The sequence below is a fragment of the Pantoea sp. X-Soil-OKNW-713 genome, assembly GCF_059730685.1.
In genome coordinates, this window is record NZ_AP035995.1 from 2,410,625 (window position 1) to 2,425,157 (window position 14,533).

Annotated in this window: 15 protein-coding genes; 6 read left to right on the top strand and 9 right to left on the bottom strand. The window is 52.5% G+C overall.

Features of this window, described 5'->3' with window-relative positions:
- Positions 1-21: 21 nt before the first annotated feature.
- On the bottom strand, positions 22-1,581 hold the full coding sequence (locus AC6I8R_RS11220; protein ID WP_497832253.1) for a TerC family protein: 1,560 nt from the start codon (positions 1,579-1,581) through the stop codon (positions 22-24).
- A gap of 510 nt (positions 1,582-2,091) precedes the next feature.
- On the opposite strand from AC6I8R_RS11220, the gene manX reads away from it, so the two are divergent.
- From manX to AC6I8R_RS11240, 4 genes are all read left to right on the top strand, one after another.
- On the top strand, positions 2,092-3,054 hold the full coding sequence (manX, locus tag AC6I8R_RS11225) for a PTS mannose transporter subunit IIAB (protein WP_021183004.1): 963 nt from the start codon (positions 2,092-2,094) through the stop codon (positions 3,052-3,054).
- 62 nt (positions 3,055-3,116) lie between these two features.
- Positions 3,117-3,917: a PTS mannose/fructose/sorbose transporter subunit IIC gene (locus AC6I8R_RS11230; protein ID WP_021183003.1), complete on the top strand. Its 801-nt coding sequence runs from the start codon at positions 3,117-3,119 to the stop codon at positions 3,915-3,917.
- 15 nt (positions 3,918-3,932) lie between these two features.
- Positions 3,933-4,778, top strand: coding sequence for a PTS mannose transporter subunit IID (locus AC6I8R_RS11235; protein WP_021183002.1), 846 nt, complete (start codon positions 3,933-3,935; stop codon positions 4,776-4,778).
- 87 nt (positions 4,779-4,865) lie between these two features.
- Positions 4,866-5,324: a DUF986 family protein gene (locus AC6I8R_RS11240; protein WP_021183001.1), complete on the top strand. Its 459-nt coding sequence runs from the start codon at positions 4,866-4,868 to the stop codon at positions 5,322-5,324.
- Here AC6I8R_RS11240 and rlmA read toward each other — a convergent pair.
- The 5 genes from rlmA to AC6I8R_RS11265 all read right to left on the bottom strand — a co-directional run bounded on the left by rlmA (position 5,321) and on the right by AC6I8R_RS11265 (position 8,465).
- A complete protein-coding gene (gene rlmA, locus AC6I8R_RS11245) occupies positions 5,321-6,127 on the bottom strand; it encodes a 23S rRNA (guanine(745)-N(1))-methyltransferase (RefSeq protein ID WP_497832254.1) in 807 nt (268 codons plus the stop codon). The genes AC6I8R_RS11240 and rlmA overlap by 4 nt on opposite strands.
- 139 nt (positions 6,128-6,266) lie before the next feature.
- Entirely contained in the window at positions 6,267-6,476 is a 210-nt protein-coding gene (cspE, locus tag AC6I8R_RS11250; RefSeq protein WP_001062678.1) for a transcription antiterminator/RNA stability regulator CspE, read from the bottom strand.
- 77 nt (positions 6,477-6,553) lie between these two features.
- Positions 6,554-6,634: a DUF2627 domain-containing protein gene (locus AC6I8R_RS11255; RefSeq protein ID WP_139810977.1), complete on the bottom strand. Its 81-nt coding sequence runs from the start codon at positions 6,632-6,634 to the stop codon at positions 6,554-6,556.
- A 529-nt stretch (positions 6,635-7,163) separates the two neighbouring features.
- Complete coding sequence (locus AC6I8R_RS11260) at positions 7,164-8,174, bottom strand: MBL fold metallo-hydrolase (protein ID WP_415174522.1); 1,011 nt, start codon at positions 8,172-8,174, stop codon at positions 7,164-7,166.
- 18 nt (positions 8,175-8,192) lie between these two features.
- Positions 8,193-8,465, bottom strand: coding sequence for a YebO family protein (locus tag AC6I8R_RS11265; RefSeq protein ID WP_208723563.1), 273 nt, complete (start codon positions 8,463-8,465; stop codon positions 8,193-8,195).
- Positions 8,466-8,675: 210 nt separating this feature from the next.
- Here AC6I8R_RS11265 and AC6I8R_RS11270 point away from each other — a divergent pair, with 210 nt between their 5' ends.
- Positions 8,676-8,912, top strand: coding sequence for a YobH family protein (locus AC6I8R_RS11270; protein WP_021182996.1), 237 nt, complete (start codon positions 8,676-8,678; stop codon positions 8,910-8,912).
- Positions 8,913-8,954: 42 nt separating this feature from the next.
- Here AC6I8R_RS11270 and kdgR read toward each other — a convergent pair whose 3' ends face one another.
- Positions 8,955-9,746: a DNA-binding transcriptional regulator KdgR gene (gene kdgR, locus AC6I8R_RS11275; RefSeq protein WP_021182995.1), complete on the bottom strand. Its 792-nt coding sequence runs from the start codon at positions 9,744-9,746 to the stop codon at positions 8,955-8,957.
- A 190-nt stretch (positions 9,747-9,936) separates the two neighbouring features.
- On the opposite strand from kdgR, the gene AC6I8R_RS11280 reads away from it, so the two are divergent.
- Complete coding sequence (locus AC6I8R_RS11280) at positions 9,937-11,319, top strand: MFS transporter (RefSeq protein WP_021182994.1); 1,383 nt, start codon at positions 9,937-9,939, stop codon at positions 11,317-11,319.
- 68 nt (positions 11,320-11,387) lie between these two features.
- On the opposite strand, the gene htpX is transcribed toward AC6I8R_RS11280, so the two are convergent.
- Both htpX and prc read right to left on the bottom strand, forming a co-directional pair.
- Positions 11,388-12,269, bottom strand: coding sequence for a protease HtpX (htpX, locus tag AC6I8R_RS11285; RefSeq protein WP_021182993.1), 882 nt, complete (start codon positions 12,267-12,269; stop codon positions 11,388-11,390).
- Positions 12,270-12,491: 222 nt separating this feature from the next.
- Positions 12,492-14,531, bottom strand: coding sequence for a carboxy terminal-processing peptidase (gene prc / locus AC6I8R_RS11290; RefSeq protein WP_021182992.1), 2,040 nt, complete (start codon positions 14,529-14,531; stop codon positions 12,492-12,494).
- Positions 14,532-14,533 lie beyond the last annotated feature (2 nt).

Genomic DNA, 14,533 nt, shown 5'->3' on the forward strand with positions numbered 1-14,533 from the left:
GCACCCGAAGGTGCCAAATTTTTATATTTCTTCATCCTCGTGCGGCTTGTCTTTTGTCACCCGCACTAAATCTACGCGGTAGTCAGTCGCTTCGATAATCTGGAAATGCAGCGGTGGCAGATCAATCACCTCACCCGGCACTGGCAATTGGCCTTTCTGATCAATCAGCAGGCCCGCCAGCGATGCGTGATCGTCTTCGGCTTTGACCAATTCGTGATAATCCAGCAGCTGTTGCAGTGAGTGCAAATCCGTCCCCCCCTTCACCAACCAGCCCTCGCCATCGGCAATGATATCCGGTGTTTCATCTTCGTCCGGGAACTCACCGGCAATCGCTTCCAGTACGTCAAGCGGCGTGATTAAACCCTGGACCACGCCGAATTCGTTAGTGACGATCACAAAGCTGCCCTTCGCCCGACGCAGCACGCCCAGCAGGTTAATCGGGTCCAGTGTTTCAGGCACCACAATCGGCGGGGTGTTGGCGGCAAAGGTCGCCACATCCATGCCATGCTCGAGTGCGACCAACAACTCTTTGGCACGAACCACGCCGATGATCTCATCCAACTCGCCGCGGCACACCGGGAACAGGCTGTGCGGCGTATCCAGCAACTGAATGCGAATTTCATCCACCGGACGATCCACATCCACCCAGGAGATTTCACCACGCGGCGTCATGATGCTACGAATCGAGCGTTGCGCCAGCGTCAGCACACCGTTGATCATGTAACGTTCTTCGTCCTTAAAGGCTTCCTGCGGCATGGCTTCCACCAGCGCCTGCTCTTCCGTCGTCGCCGCCTGTTTACGCTGACGGCCTCCCATCAGACGCAGAATCGCTTCGGCGGTGCGTTCACGCATCGGGCGATGCGCCTGATGGCGGATAAAGTTACGACGCGCAATCTGGTTAAACAATTCGATCAGGATCGAGAAGCCAATCGCCGCATACAGGTAACCTTTCGGAATATGGAAACCAAAACCTTCCGCGACCAGCGACAAACCGATCATCAGCAGGAAGCTAAGACACAACACCACCACCGTCGGGTGCGCGTTAACAAAACGGGTCAAAGGTTTTGAAGCCAGCAGCATCACACCCATCGCGATCACTACCGCCGTCATCATCACCGGCAGATGGTTCACCATCCCTACGGCGGTAATCACCGCATCCAGCGAAAACACCGCGTCCAGCACCACGATTTGTGTCACCACTGCCCAGAAGCTGGCATAGCTGCGGTTACCCTGATGCTCCAGATTGCGGTTCTCCAGCCGTTCATGTAACTCCATCGTGGCCTTGAACAACAGGAACAGACCACCGGCCAGCAGGATTAAATCGCGCCCGGAAAAGCTGAAATCGCCTACGCTGAATAGGGGTCGCGTTAATGTCACCATCCACGAGATGAGTGACAACAGGCCAAGTCGCATCACTAACGCCAGCGACAGGCCGATCAGACGCGCTTTATCGCGCTGTTTTGGCGGCAGCTTGTCGGCCAGGATAGCAATAAAAACCAGGTTATCGATGCCGAGAACAATCTCCAGCACGATAAGCGTCAGCAAACCCGCCCAGATGGAGGGGTCGAAGAGAAATTCCATCAATGACTCCTTACCAGGGATGCGTGCGTACGAAAACGGGCCTGCGCCACGCGGCGAGACAGCAAATCGTTAACGGATTGGATTACGCCATCAGGCGTGGATGCATGCGCCAGCAGGCGCTGTGAAGGGGTGAAGCGACGTCGGTGACGGTCCATAAAGGTGAGCTAATGCCCGGTACTCCTGAATAATAAACAGAACGTTAATGTATCAGTTACATCACCGGCGTCAAAAAATTTTCTTACATTTACAAACGGTAACAGCCTGAAAAAAGGGGAGATAAAAGCACGAATAGACACCGTTACGCTCTGAATTACTGACAAGCATCACATAATTTATTTTTTCACTCACTAAAATAAATCGCGACCTTATCGCTGTGTAGCGGAAAGTTTTAGGTTATTTATTGATGTTTTTCTTCATCTTAAACCGAAGCGATCCACAGGAAACAACAACGGTAATTTTCATCGATTCCCGGCGAAGCCAGAGAATCTCTCATGCGAACGGAGGTAGCAAGTGACCATTGCTATTGTAATTGGTACACATGGCTGGGCGGCAGAACAGCTGCTTAAAACAGCAGAGATGCTGTTGGGTGAGCAGGAAAATGTCGGATGGATTGATTTCGTGCCCGGCGAAAATGCAGAAACGCTAATTGAAAAGTATCAGGCCCGACTGGCGACAATGGACACCTCGAAGGGGGTGCTGTTCCTGGTCGACACCTGGGGTGGCAGTCCCTTCAACGCGGCGAGCCGCATCGTGGTGGATAAACCGGATTATGATGTCATTGCCGGTGTCAACATTCCGATGCTGGTCGAGACCCTGATGGGACGTGATGATAATCCCTCACTGGAGGAGTTAATTCACATCGCGGTCGAAGCAGGTCGCGAAGGTGTTAAAGCACTGAAAACCGAAACGGCTGAGCCTGCACCTGCCGTCCCCGTTGCCAAAGCTGCGCCGCAGCCGCAAAAACCGCTGGCCCCCGGCGAGCATATGAAGATTGGCCTGGCCCGCATTGATGACCGTCTGATTCATGGTCAGGTTGCGACCCGCTGGACCAAAGAAACCAACGTCACACGCATTATCGTCGTCAGCGATGAAGTCGCCAATGACCATGTGCGTAAAACGCTGCTCACCCAGGTGGCACCGCCCGGCGTCACGGCGCATGTGGTTGATGTCGATAAAATGATTCGCGTCTGGAACAACCCGAAATATGGTCAGGATCGCGTCATGTTGTTGTTCACCAATCCGACCGATGTGGAACGTATTGTGGAACAGGGCGTGGCTATCAAATCCGTCAATATCGGCGGGATGGCGTTCCGTCAGGGTAAAACCCAGGTTAATAACGCGGTCTCGGTTGATGAGAAGGATATTGCGGCGTTCCGCAAACTCAATGACCGTGGTATCGAGCTGGAAGTGCGCAAAGTTTCTAACGACCCGAAACTGAAAATGATGGACCTGATTGCGAAGGTAAATGCGTAATTCGCCATCTGTGCCTGCTTGCGCGGGCGAATATTTCGTGACCTTTGCTTAGGAGAAATGCAATGGAGATAACCTCGCTACAAATCATTTTGATATTTATTGTGGCTTGTATCGCCGGGATGGGATCGATTCTTGATGAGTTCCAGTTCCACCGTCCGTTGGTGGCTTGTACTCTGATCGGTGCGGTACTGGGTGATATGAAAACCGGTATCATCATCGGCGGTACACTGGAGATGATCGCGCTGGGCTGGATGAACATTGGTGCTGCTGTGGCACCGGATGCTGCCCTCGCCTCAATCATCTCAACCATCCTGGTTATTGCCGGTGGTCAAAGTGTCGGTGCGGGTATCGCGCTGGCCATTCCACTGGCTGCGGCCGGTCAGGTACTGACCATCATCGTTCGTACTATCACCGTGGCCTTCCAGCACGCAGCCGATAAAGCTGCGGAGAAAGGCAACCTGTCGGCAATTTCGTGGATTCACGTTTCAGCCTTGCTGTTGCAGGCGATGCGTATCGCAATCCCGGCACTGATCGTGGCAATTTCCGTCGGTACCAGCGCGGTTCATAGCTTGCTGAGTTCTATCCCGGAAGTGGTGACCAACGGCCTGAACATCGCCGGTGGCATGATCGTGGTCGTCGGTTACGCAATGGTCATTAACATGATGCGTGCTGGCTACCTGATGCCGTTCTTCTACCTCGGCTTCGTCACTGCTGCATTCACCAACTTCAACCTGGTGGCGCTGGGCGTGATTGGCGTGGTAATGGCGGTACTGTACATCCAGTTGGCTCCGAAATATAACCGTGTTGCGGGCGCTGCGGCTGCCGGTCCTGCGCAAAACGACCTCGACAACGAACTCGATTAAGGAACAGGTGACATCATGGTTGATACTACTCATTCTCAAAAGAAACTCACTCCGGGCGATGTCCGTGGCGTGTTCCTGCGCTCTAACCTGTTCCAGGGTTCGTGGAACTTTGAACGTATGCAGGCGCTGGGCTTCTGCTTCTCGATGGTGCCGGTGATTCGCCGTCTCTATCCGGAAAATAACGATGACCGGAAACAAGCCATCAAACGTCATCTGGAATTCTTCAATACCCATCCGTTCGTTGCAGCGCCAGTGCTCGGCGTGACGATGGCGATGGAAGAACAACGCGCTAACGGTGCAGCGATTGATGATGGTGCCATAAACGGTATCAAAGTCGGTCTGATGGGCCCGCTGGCGGGTGTGGGTGACCCGATTTTCTGGGGTACGGTACGTCCGGTGTTCGCTGCCCTCGGGGCAGGGATCGCCATGAGCGGCAGTCTGCTTGGCCCACTGCTGTTTTTCCTCCTGTTTAACATTGCGCGTCTGCTGACCCGCTACTACGGCGTGGCCTATGGTTATCGCAAAGGGGTGGATATCGTTAGCGATATGGGCGGCGGCTTCCTGCAAAAACTGACCGAGGGGGCGTCAATTCTCGGCCTGTTTGTCATGGGGGCGTTGGTTAACAAGTGGACGCATGTGAACGTGCCGCTGGTGGTGTCACGCATCACCGACCAAACCGGCAAAACCACCGTTACCACCGTTCAGTCGATTCTCGACCAACTGATGCCGGGCCTGATTCCGCTGCTGTTAACCTTTGGCTGTATGTGGCTGCTGCGCCGCAAGGTCAACGCGCTGTGGATTATCGTTGGCTTCTTTGCGATTGGTATTTTTGGTTACTGGATCGGCTTGCTCGGTCTGTAAAATCTTGCCGGGGACCTTGTGTCCCCGGCAGTTTTACAGGGGTTACCTGAGCGTCAACGCTGAGGTCACTTCTGTTAAGGAATCATCATGTCACTGACTGACGCCCTGATTACGCTGCTTATTGCTGGCCTGCTGCTGTTTGCTATCTACGACGAGGCAATTCTGCCGCGACGTAATGGTCCCACAAAACTGCGTGTTGCACTGCGCCGTCGCCATAAAATCGACAGCGCCATCTTTATCGTGTTGTTGCTAATTTTATTGTGGAACAACGTCAGCCATCAGGGACCACAACTCACCACCACCCTGCTCATGGTGCTGTGCTTTATGGCGTTCTGGTTGTTCTGGCTGCGTAGCCCGAAATTGCTGATGAAGAATGACGGCCTGTTTTTCGCCGGCGTCTGGATTGATTATCACCGCATCCAAAGCATGAACCTGTCCGAAGATGGCATTCTGGTGATGCAGCTTGAGCAGCGTCGCCTGTTGATTGCGGTAAAACAACTCGACGATTTAGAAAAGATTTACCACACGCTGGTGGACGCGCGTTAGGCGCGTTGCCAGAGCGTCAGCGTAAAGTCAGCTTCACAGTCAAACGCGGTGGCTGTCGCAAGGGTTTGCCACACCTCTTCCCGCGCACGCCAGGCGAATGGCGTCATCTGCAATAAGGTGGTAGCTGCGACACCGCTGAGCGTCATCCTGTAGCGCAGACTTTCCTGCGCCACCTGATTAAAGCCCGCATACACCTTCTCTTCCGCCGCATGTAACTGCACTTCACGGTAGATTAGCGCCTTAAATTGCTCCAGATGATGTGCCCCAGGGGTTACCGTCAGTAAATAACCGCCAGGCTTCACCACACGGCTCAATTCCTCTTCATTACATGGGGCATAGATGCGTACGATGCCATCGAGCGAGGCATCGGCAAACGGCAGCCGCTGGCTGGAGGCAACGCAAAATTTTATCGAGCGGTAGCGTTTCGCCGCCATGCGAATCGCCGCTTTCGCCACATCCAGACCATAGACTTGCGCCTGTGGTAATGCTGCCGCCATCTCGGCGGTGTAATACCCTTCGCCACAGCCGATATCCAGCAACTGCGCAGATACCGCTGGCAGGCGTTCAGACAGCCATGCAGCAACGCGATCGCGCAATGGTTGGTAATATCCGGCATCGAGGAATTCGCGGCGCGCCAGCAGCATTTCCGGGCTGTCGCCGGGCTGACGCGAGCTTTTGTGCTGAACCGGCAGCAGATTGACATACCCTTCTTTGGCCAAATCAAACTGATGACCGGTATCGCAGCGATAGCTGGCGGTTTGCAGCAGAAGAGGTTGATGACAAAGAGGGCAAATCAAAGACATAGATAACTCCGGGTTAGCAATTCGCGGCGCAGTTTACCCTGGTCATCTGTTTACAGAAAGGATAAAGAAAAGCCCCGGTCAGTGACCGGGGCTTTAGGATTCGTTTCAGTGGTGCATGACACCGAGCCTGGCGACGAAATCAGATAGCAGTGACGTTGACTGCAGCCGGACCTTTCTGGCCGTCCTGGATTTCGAATTCAACATTTTGGCCTTCGGCCAGAGTTTTAAAACCATTGCCCTGGATTGCAGAGAAGTGTACGAACACATCTTTGCTACCGTCAGCAGGAGTGATAAAACCAAAACCTTTAGACTCGTTGAACCACTTAACCTGACCTTTAATTTTTGCCATTTTGCAAATTCCTTAGAGTGTTTATATTGCCCGAAGGCAGACTTACAGAAAAACCAGAGACATTACTGCATGAGGCACTAATTTAAGGTTTCGGCAAGGAAGCGGTATTCAACGTCAACGTCTTTACTCGTAACTTCTTTACTGAAGATGCCATACATAAACAGAACTGTACCTCGTTTGACCCACGAATCGTTATCACATATCCGCAAATTAATGGCAAGCCATTTTTAAACACCTATCGACTTGTCGCACATAATTGCTGGCGAAGGCACAAACTTCACCTGCCTTCTTCCTTCTTCGCGTAACCTTGCCTGCACAAAAAAGGGTTATTGATCAGTAGCGTTACAGCCAAAAAATGTTGTAGTCCAGTGGCTGATTTTTGTCCAATGCAACGCTATTTAAACTGATAATCATACGCAAAAAATATTGCACAAATATGGCATAGATAATGAATTTCACCAAAATGTTAACTTCTGGCGCAACATATGCGCATCGTGCGAATCTTGTACAGCTGTTTTTATCAGGTACAGGTTATTAATAGTTTTGCACCAAAATCAGGAAAATATATTCACCCTTGCCCCAAATATACGCATCCATTCTGTTTGGCAGTTATCTCATTTTTTTCTAACATCAAAACAAATAAATGTTAAAAAAACGCACCAGCGTCCTCAATTTAACAAAATGCGGTTAGGACAAATCTGAATCAATATTCGGCAGGGTCCGACTCTCACCTATTCTCCACGGTGTGAAGTCATTACTCGTCTCGTTTGCGCTGAGCAGCGCCTGAGCAAGAACTGCGGGTGGTTCATCCAGTGATTCGTCTGCCAATTCAAAGACTCCCCAATGAATGGGTATCGTCAATGGACGGCCAATTTGCTGCCATAACTGCACCGCCTGATCCGGGTCCATGTGCTGCCCACGCATGAACCATTTTGGTGCGTAGGCACCGATTGGCAACGCAGCCAGATTAAACGGACCGAGTTGTTGCGCGATGAGATTCAGGTTATCGCTATAACCACTGTCGCCCGCAAACCAGAAGTTGAGTGCTGGATTACGCACCACCCAGCCACACCATAAGGAACGGTTACGATCAAAGAAGGTACGCATACTCCAGTGACGCGCAGGTACTGCGGTAAACTGCGCACTTCCCAGCGCAATGCTTTGCCACCAGTCCAGTTCAGTGACATGACGTACACCGCGCTGCTGACACCACTTCCCCATGCCCAATGGCACCAGAAAATGGGCTGCGGGAAATTGTCGGGCAATGCGTTTCACCGTGGGACGATCCAGATGATCGTAATGATTGTGTGAAATCAGCACATAATCCAGATGTGGCAACTGCGCCACACGTAATGGTGCCGGCGTTTTGCGTTGCGGACCGGCAAAGGGTAACGGAGAGGCGCGTTGTGACAGCGCGGGATCAATCAGCAGATAACGCTGATTCAGACGAAGTAATAAGGCAGCATGGCCGAGCCACCAGATACGATCCTCTTCCCCACTCAAATCGACTGGCTGGCACCAGTCGCTGATGAACGCCGGATAACCTGCCTGAGGGGGAAAGGGTAATCCCTGCTCTTTACGTTCACGCTGCCAGCGCTGTAAATCCCCCGGCTGCCTTAACTCTTCTTCCGGGTTACGAAAGCCCTGCGGCGTATGGTGTTGTTTCGCCGCATCGTACCAGGGATTTTGCCAGGCCATTACCACTCCATCTGTCGATTAACGCTCCGGAATCAGACGAATAAAATCGCGTTTTTCGTCCTCTTCCTCTACATCTTTCGGTGCTGTGTCAGACTGTGCATCCGCCAGGCGGCGCAACAGCGCATTTTGCTTTTTCTGTTCTTCTAACAGCGTTTCCAGCAACTGTATCTGCTCGCTGGCACGTACGCTGGCCCGGTTAACAAAGAACCAGGCGATAAAGGCCACAACGATAATGATGACCAGCACAGCGTAACTGAACAACGGGCTGGGATTTGCGGCTAACTCATTCATAACTGCCTCAGATTACTGATTAACGTCAAACTCTCACTTAGCGGGTGATTCTACTCTTTGCGGCAGGAAAAGATAATGGGGACGCACCGAATGCAGATTTTCCTGTGCATCACCTTTCAGTTATCTCTGATCGATCCGGTGAGGCAAGCTGCTACTATAGGGATGGCAGCAGCATCTGGACAGCTGCGTTATGTATCACATGGAGACAAAATGAAACTATTCATCCGGGCGATTATGCTGATCGCCGTTATCTGGCTGGCGATGTTATTCACGGGCTATGGCGTGTTAACCGGCAGCAATAAAAATGCAGCCGGACTCGGCCTGCAATGTAGCTATCTAACCGCGCGAGGCATGATTACCGCGCAATATCTGCATACCGATAGCGGCATTGTTGGCGTAACTGACTGCCCGATACTGAAGAAAAGCGGTGAAGTGATCGATAATTAATTACTGCATAAACGGGCTGGCAACAGCCCGTTTATTGCTGCGTTAAAACGGATATTCGTGATACCCCATTTGCTCTGAGACGGCACGCGCCGCTCGATGCAGCATCGCCACATATTCGTTTTTTCCCTCTTCCGAGAAACGAATAGTGGGGAAAGAGATGCTGAGGCCCGCAATCACTACGCCAAAACGGTCAAATACCGGCACGGCAATGCAACGTAATCCCTCTTCCTGCTCCTCGTTATCTTCGCCGAATCCCTGTACTTTTACCTGGTCGAGCACCTTAAGCAGGGCGTCAGCGCTGACGATGGTGTTGGCGGTACTGCGCCGAAACTCCACTTCGCTAAGGATTTCCTGTACTTCGCTACGATCACGCCACGCCAGCAGCACTTTGCCGATCGCGGTGGTATGCAGCGGGTTGCGGCGACCAATACGTGAATACATGCGCAGGTTGTAGAGCGAGTCGATCTTGTGGATGTAGACAATGCTGTCTTCTTCCAGCGCCCCAAGATGAATGGTTTCTTTAGTGAGGCGTGACAGCTCGCGCATCTGCACATCCGCGCTGCGGATCAGATCAACGTTCTGTAACGCCTTCGCGCCCAGCTCGAATAACTTGAGCGTTAGCGAATACTTTTCCGTTTCGCCTTCCTGCGCGACATAACCCAGCGACTTCATGGTTTGCAAAAAGCGATAGACGGTGCTTTTAGACATCATCACGCGTTGAGACAGCTCTGTAATGCCGTGGTCGCGCTCTTCACCCAGCGCCTGCAAAATCCCAAACACCTTCATCACTGATGAGACGGAATCAGGCTGTTTATCGTTATCAGCGTTCGCCATCGCGTATCCTTTTTTGAGGTTGTTTCAAAAAAAACGGAACAATAGTGCCAGTATATTCGCTTCAGGCCTTAAGCGGCAATCGATAGCACTAAGCGACACATTCCCTGATACTTTTTGTCACTTCATGCGGTGCTTTCTGCTACAGAATTGATTAGCATGATGATATTCACTTCCTTCACTTATTCTCCCTATGTCCGCAAGCTCACTCCAGGATGGTTTACCGGTTCCACAACGCTATGGCGCAATCATCACCATCGCGCTGGGTATTATGATGGCAGTGCTGGATGGCGCGATTGCCAATGTCGCCCTGCCCACCATTTCGCGTGAATTACACGCCAGCCCGGCGGAATCGGTGTGGATTGTCAACGCCTACCAGATCGCCATCGTTATCTCGTTGCTTTCTTTGTCGTTCCTCGGCGATATGCTGGGTTATCGACGCGTATATCAGGCGGGTCTGGCGCTGTTTATCGCCACGTCGTTGTTCTGCGCACTCTCTTCATCGCTGAACATGCTGACGCTGGCTCGCGTATTACAAGGGTTTGGCGGTGCAGCATTAATGAGCGTCAACACCGCATTGATACGCATCATTTACCCGCAGCGTTTCCTTGGCCGTGGGATGGCGATCAACTCGCTGATTGTCGCGGTTTCAACGGCTGCCGGACCGACGGTCGCTGCCGCGATCCTCTCCGTTGCCAGTTGGAAATGGCTGTTTCTGATCAACGTACCGCTTGGGATCATTGCATTGTGGCTGGCGCTGCGTTTTTTGCCGGATAATCCGCAAAAAGCCAAACAGCAGAAATTTGATGTGGTGAGCGCAGTAATGAACGCGCTGTTCTTTGGCCTGTTAATCTCCGCATTGAGCGGTTTTGCTCAGGGACAAAATCACTGGCTGATTCTCGGTGAGCTGGTTGCATTGTTGTTGATCGGGGTGGTATTTATTCGTCGTCAGTTGGCGATGCCGGTGCCACTGCTGCCAGTGGATTTACTGCGCATCCCTATTTTCACCCTCTCCATCTGCACGTCGATCTGCTCCTTTTGCGCGCAAATGCTGGCAATGGTGTCGTTACCCTTCTTTCTGCAAAACGTGCTGGGACGCGATGAGGTAGCGACCGGTCTGCTTCTGACCCCTTGGCCGCTGGCGACCATGGTGCTTGCACCAATTGCTGGCCGTCTGATTGGCAAGGTTCATGCGGGCCTGCTGGGCGGGCTGGGGCTGGCGATGTTTGCGGCCGGTCTGTTCCTGCTGGCGTTGCTCCCCGCACAGCCAACGGATGTTGATATCATCTGGCGTATGATGCTGTGTGGTGCCGGTTTTGGTCTGTTCCAGTCACCGAACAACCACACGATTATCTCTTCCGCGCCACGTAACCGTAGCGGCGGTGCCAGTGGCATGCTGGGCACGGCACGCCTGCTGGGGCAAAGCAGTGGGGCTGCGCTGGTGGCATTGATGTTTAACCTGTTTAACGTGAGCGGTACTCATGCCTCGTTGATTCTGGCGGGTGCATTTTCCACTGTCGCGGCGGTGGTGAGTATGGCGCGGATGACGCAATCGCGTGAGACGGCAGAGTCATAAAATCGTAGCGGTGCGATGATCTGGGGCTTTAACCCCGCGCGATGAATCGCGCCGCTACGTGAAGAGCCTTATTTCAGATAAGCACCGCTACGCAGCGCTTCAATACGCTTATCCAGCGGCGGGTGAGACATAAACAGTTCGCTCAGCGATTTACCTTTACCGTTGATGCAGAAGGCCATCATGCTGCTCGGCTCTTGTGGCTCATAACTGGTTTTCAGGCGCTGTAACGCGGCAATCATTTTCTCACGACCTACCAGTTTCGCTGAACCGGCATCGGCATGGAACTCACGATGACGCGAGAACCACATGGTGATGATGCTGGCAAGAATGCCGAATACCAGTTCCAGCACAGTAGCGACCGCGAAGTAAACCAGCGGATTACCGTTGCTGCTCTCCTCACCATCGCGGTTGCCAGACAGAAAACCCGATGCAACCTGCGCAATGATACGTGAGATAAAGATCACGAAGGTGTTCACGATACCCTGAATCAGCGTCATGGTAACCATGTCGCCATTGGCGATATGGCTGATTTCGTGGGCCAGTACCGCTTCCGCTTCATCGCGGCTCATGTTTTGCAACAGACCGGTAGAGACAGCGACCAACGACGCATCACGGCGCGCGCCCGTCGCAAAGGCGTTGATATCTGGCGCGTGATAAATCGCCACCTGCGGCATCGCAATGCCAGCCTGCTGAGCCTGGCGGCCAACGGTATCCATCAGCCAGCGTTCTGTCTCGTTGCGAGGTTGTTCAATCACTTCACCTCCCACCGAACGCAACGCCATCCATTTCGACATCAGCAGTGAAACAAACGCACCGCCGAAGCCAAACAGACCTGCCATAATCATCAGACCCTGAACACTGCTTGACTGGATTCCTGTCAGACTGAGAATCAGTCCGAAAACCAACATCACCGCCAGGTTGGTGATCAGGAAAAGAGCAATACGCATCATAAACGTTAATCTTCCTCAGTTGTGCACGCGCTTATGCGCGGATATACATCCTAGGGTCATTACGCAGCATTTCAAGCAACCTTAATGTTTAAGTGTCTAAAAAGACATAACTTTACATTCAGTAACGTCATATCGTCCAACCCATAAAACGACACTTAAGTATCGGACACCAGACAAAAAAAAAGCACCGCATTGAGCGGTGCTTGTTCTCTGTCCGTATGGTTATTTACTGCCCGCGGGTTGCGGCTGGGATTTTTCCAGCTGCGCCAGATCGTTGGCAATTTTCACCGTTTCATCCAGATAAGGATCCGGCTCTTTGTAATCCTTCGGCAGATCGTCAAGGCTCTTCAGCGGTGCTTTGCCTTCAGCCTGATAACGTGCATTGATACGTTCCAGACGCAGTGCATCTTCGTCATGGTTCTCTTTCTCGCGCTGGGCCAGATTGAGTGACACGATATTACGTTTATCTTTGGTCGCGTTGAAGCGCGCAATATCTTTCATGATGTACTGGAACTCGCGATCTTTCGCAATGCGGTCCTCATGTTCTTTGGTCAACTGCGGTACCAGCGCGGTGATATCCCCGGTTTTGGTATAGGTCGCCGCGTTGATGCTGTCCCACGGTAAGGCATTGTCTTCAAACTTCTCACCGGTTTCCGCCGCTTCCACGCCAGTTGGCATCAGCAGGTCCGGGGTTACCCCTTTACGCTGGGTGCTACCGCCGTTGATGCGGTAGAACTTCTGGATGGTGTACTGCACCGAACCTAATGCAGGCCATTCAGGACGCAGCATCTGATCATAGATACGGTTCAGGGAGCGATACTGCTGAACGGTGCCTTTACCGAAGGTCGGTTCACCGACAATCAGGGCGCGACCATAGTCCTGCATGGCAGCAGCAAAGATCTCAGAAGCCGAAGCACTAAAACGATCAACCAGGACCACTAACGGACCTTTGTAATAAACAATGCCGTCGTTATCGCTGTCTTCACGTACGCGACCATTATTGTCACGTACCTGCACCACCGGGCCACTCGGAATAAACAGGCCGGAAAGCGAGACCGCTTCGGTTAACGCCCCGCCACCGTTGGTGCGCAGGTCGATGACGATGCTATCCACATTCTGCTTTTGCAGTTTTTGCAGCTGCACTTTCACATCATCGGTCAGGCCAACGTAGAAGCCCGGGATATCCAACACGCCGACTTTCTCGTTACCAACGGTATGCACCGTGCCCTTCACCGCGCGATCTTCCAGGCGGATCTTCTCGCGCGTCAGCGTCACAGTACGGGTTTTGGTGCCTTTACCGGCAGGCAGGATCTCAAGGCGAACTTTGCTGCCTTTTGGTCCTTTGATCTTCGCTACGACGTCATCCAGACGCCAGCCGATCACATCTTCCATCGGTTTGCCTGGCTGGCCGACACCGACGATACGATCGCCAACGCTGATCGATTTGCTCTTGGCAGCCGGACCACCCGCGACCATTGAGTTGATCACGGTGTAATCGTCATCCATCTGCAACACCGCGCCAATGCCTTCCAGCGACAGGCTCATTTCGGTGTTGAACTGCTCGGTATTACGCGGCGACAGATAGTTAGTATGCGGGTCGATCTCATGCGCAAACGCAGTCATCGCCAACTGGAACACGTCTTCGCTGTTGCTTTGCGCCAGGCGACGAATGGCAAAGTTATAACGCTTGGTCAGCGTCTCACGAATCTCTTTGTCATCTTTGCCAGCCAGCTTCAGGCTCAGTTCGTCGTATTTAACTTTGGCATCCCAAAGCGCGTTCAGCTCATCGGTGCTTTTCGGCCAGGGTGATTTACCACGATCGATGTCGATGGTGTCGTTGCCGGTAAAGTTCATCGGGCGATTCAGCACACTCAGCGCGTATTGATAGCGCTCGAAGCGGCGTTTCTGCGCCAGATTGTATAAATCGTAAAACACATCCAGCTTACCGCTACGCAGCTCATCACCGAGGGTGGTCTTCTTATCAGCAAACTGTGCGATATCAGAAGCCAACAGGACGTTGTGGCTGTAATCGAGCAGATTCAGGTAGCGATCAAAAATTTTCGCTGAAAAATCCTGATTCAGGTCGAACTGACGGTAGTGAGAACGGGTAAAGCGCGATGTAACGCGTTCACTGACGGTGGGATGCTGTGGTTCTTCATGTAACTGGGGAATCTGATCGGCGCGGGTAATGTTGTCTGCGCCAAAACTGGGGCCTGCCAGTAGCAGGCCCGCGATCATACCGATCTTAAAAATATTGTTCATGC

Coding starts and splice junctions, on each gene's coding strand:
- AC6I8R_RS11220 (WP_497832253.1), bottom strand. CDS start 1,581: ATGGAATTTCTCTTCGACCCCTCCATCTGGGCGGGTTTGCTGACGCTT.
- AC6I8R_RS11230 (WP_021183003.1), top strand. CDS start 3,117: ATGGAGATAACCTCGCTACAAATCATTTTGATATTTATTGTGGCTTGT.
- AC6I8R_RS11235 (WP_021183002.1), top strand. CDS start 3,933: ATGGTTGATACTACTCATTCTCAAAAGAAACTCACTCCGGGCGATGTC.
- AC6I8R_RS11240 (WP_021183001.1), top strand. CDS start 4,866: ATGTCACTGACTGACGCCCTGATTACGCTGCTTATTGCTGGCCTGCTG.
- rlmA (WP_497832254.1), bottom strand. CDS start 6,127: ATGTCTTTGATTTGCCCTCTTTGTCATCAACCTCTTCTGCTGCAAACC.
- cspE (WP_001062678.1), bottom strand. CDS start 6,476: ATGGCAAAAATTAAAGGTCAGGTTAAGTGGTTCAACGAGTCTAAAGGT.
- AC6I8R_RS11255 (WP_139810977.1), bottom strand. CDS start 6,634: ATGTATGGCATCTTCAGTAAAGAAGTTACGAGTAAAGACGTTGACGTT.
- AC6I8R_RS11260 (WP_415174522.1), bottom strand. CDS start 8,174: ATGGCCTGGCAAAATCCCTGGTACGATGCGGCGAAACAACACCATACG.
- AC6I8R_RS11265 (WP_208723563.1), bottom strand. CDS start 8,465: ATGAATGAGTTAGCCGCAAATCCCAGCCCGTTGTTCAGTTACGCTGTG.
- AC6I8R_RS11270 (WP_021182996.1), top strand. CDS start 8,676: ATGAAACTATTCATCCGGGCGATTATGCTGATCGCCGTTATCTGGCTG.
- kdgR (WP_021182995.1), bottom strand. CDS start 9,746: ATGGCGAACGCTGATAACGATAAACAGCCTGATTCCGTCTCATCAGTG.
- AC6I8R_RS11280 (WP_021182994.1), top strand. CDS start 9,937: ATGTCCGCAAGCTCACTCCAGGATGGTTTACCGGTTCCACAACGCTAT.
- htpX (WP_021182993.1), bottom strand. CDS start 12,269: ATGATGCGTATTGCTCTTTTCCTGATCACCAACCTGGCGGTGATGTTG.
- prc (WP_021182992.1), bottom strand. CDS start 14,531: ATGAACAATATTTTTAAGATCGGTATGATCGCGGGCCTGCTACTGGCA.